Source organism: Vagococcus sp. WN80Y (genome assembly GCF_059621045.1).
In genome coordinates this window covers 1-2281 of sequence record NZ_JCAQHY010000070.1, presented here as the reverse complement: position 1 = coordinate 2281, position 2281 = coordinate 1, and the positions used below count along the sequence as shown (strand labels likewise).

Here is a 2281-nt window from a genome sequence, read left to right as displayed (position 1 = left end):
AAGATATCGAGATAGCTCGTGTTAGGTCAACTAAGATAATCTAACACAAGTCTCCTATTGTCTTTATCGCTAATCAAGTTAATATAACACTATCATCAATTAGTAACTTACAGAAAAGTCTCTCAGTTGACAGCTGATAAACTATTGACTAGTTGGCTAAATCACTAATACAACAGTATTTGACCTCTAACCAACTAATTACCTGTGTCAACTGAGACCAGACATGAGTCAGATTTTCCGCTTTAATTAAACAACAGCGTTTAATTATTGAGAAGAAACTAGCATCCTATATTATTTAATAACACGCTATTCAACTAACAACTTACTAAAAAGTCGTTCAGACGACAGCTTACAAACATGAGGATAGTTGATAAACACACTGTTACATCAACTATTTTCCCTATAATTCATGACTCACTTATGTCGACTAAATCCAGACATGAGCTAAATTATCCTCTTTAATTAAATAACACCTTTTAAAAATAAAGAAAAATCTAGTATTCTTTATCATTTAATAACATGTTATTCAACTAGCGACTTACTAAAAAGTCGTTCAGACGACAGCTAATAAACATGGGGACAGTTGATACATACACTGTTACATCAACTGTTCTACCTATAATTCATGACTCACTTATGTCGACTGAATCCAGACATGAGCTATATTTTCCGCTTTAATTAAATAACACCTTCTAAAAATAAAGAAAAGTCTAGTATTCTTTATCATTTAATAACATGTTATTCAACTATAAACTTACTAAAAAGTCGTTCAGACGACAGCTTACAAACAAGGAGAAAGTTGATACATACACTATTATATCAGCCATTTACCTGTAATTCATGAATCACTTATGTCAACTGAATCCAGACATGAGCTGTATTTTCCACTTTAATTAAATAACTCCTTTTAACAATAAAGAAAAATCTAGTATTCTTTATCATTTAATAACATACTATTCAACTATCAACTTACTAAAAAGTCGTTCAGACGACAGCTTACAAACAGGTTAACTTTTGGTGGAATCACTTTTATATCAACTGTTTCCCCTATATTTCATGAATCACCTGTGTCGACTGAGACCAGACATGAGCTATATTTTCCGCTTTAATAAAACAACAATGTTTAACTATTGAGAAGAAACTAGCATCCCATATTATTTAATAACACGATATTCAACTAACAACTTACTAAAAGGTCATTCAGACGACAGCTTACAAACAGGTTAACTTTTGACAAAACCACTGTTATATCAACCATTTTCCCTATAATCCATCAATCACTTATGTCGACTGAATCCAGACATGAGCTGTATTTTCGCCATTGATTAAACAACATCAGTTAACTGTTGAATCCCCCACTACCATCACTCATCCTAGACAGCTATTCATGATTAATTAATCTCTTTCCACCTCGAGCGACTTCCCCTAATCACTCACTGTTCATTTCCCCTTACTCCGTTAAAAAATTAAGCGCAAACGTCACCGTGGCCCCTAAGCTGTACGCCAAGGCATCCTCATCTAAATCAAAGTAATCATTATGATGCTCGGCGCCACTGCCAACCTCTGGATTGCCAATTCCTACAAAGGCAAAAACACTCGGCGCGACTTTGGCATAGTGCGAAAAAGACTCAGAGGCGTACCATTGAATGTCTTCTACCAGCTTGTCTGGATACAAGTCGTTGACCCCATGTCGCGCAATTTCTGCCAGTAAGGGATCATTTAAGACCGGAATCGTGGCAAAACGCATACCATCCAAGTAACGAACGGTGCATTTATGAGCAGCCGCTGTGTGTTCTGCGACTCCCTTTAAGACGGCCATTGCTTTATGTCCTTCTTCAACATCAAAATACCGTAAGCTTCCCCCAATATAAGCTGTATCAGGTATGACATTGTTGGCACTCCCTGCATGGAATTGAGTTAACCCAAGAGTCACTGTCTTACTCACATCCAATTGATTGGCCCACGCATTCGTCAGGCCAATCAGGATGTTCGCAGCCGCAAAAATCGGGTTGATGGATAAATCAGGTCGTGAACCATGACCAGAGCGACCAACCACTTCAAAGTCAATCACCGCGGCTCCGGCCATTCGTGGGCCACCATCCAAACAGATTTGACCCGTTGGCATAAAGGCTGTCAAATGGGTGCCATAAATCGCCTCTATTCCTAAGGGTTGAAGACTTTCAATCATGGCATCAATCCCTGAGCCGATTTCTTCGCCTTCTTCAAACAAGAACACAATCCGTCCTGATAGCTCGTCTTTGATCTCAACCAATAAACGCAT

1 protein-coding gene is annotated in these 2281 nt (G+C 38.0%); it reads right to left on the bottom strand.

What is annotated here, in order from left to right; genetic code table 11:
• Nucleotides 1-1450: 1450 nt before the first annotated feature.
• Nucleotides 1451-2281: amidohydrolase (locus tag AC5KOD_RS02830; RefSeq protein ID WP_496913022.1), on the bottom strand; the 831-nt coding region annotated here is incomplete at its 5' end.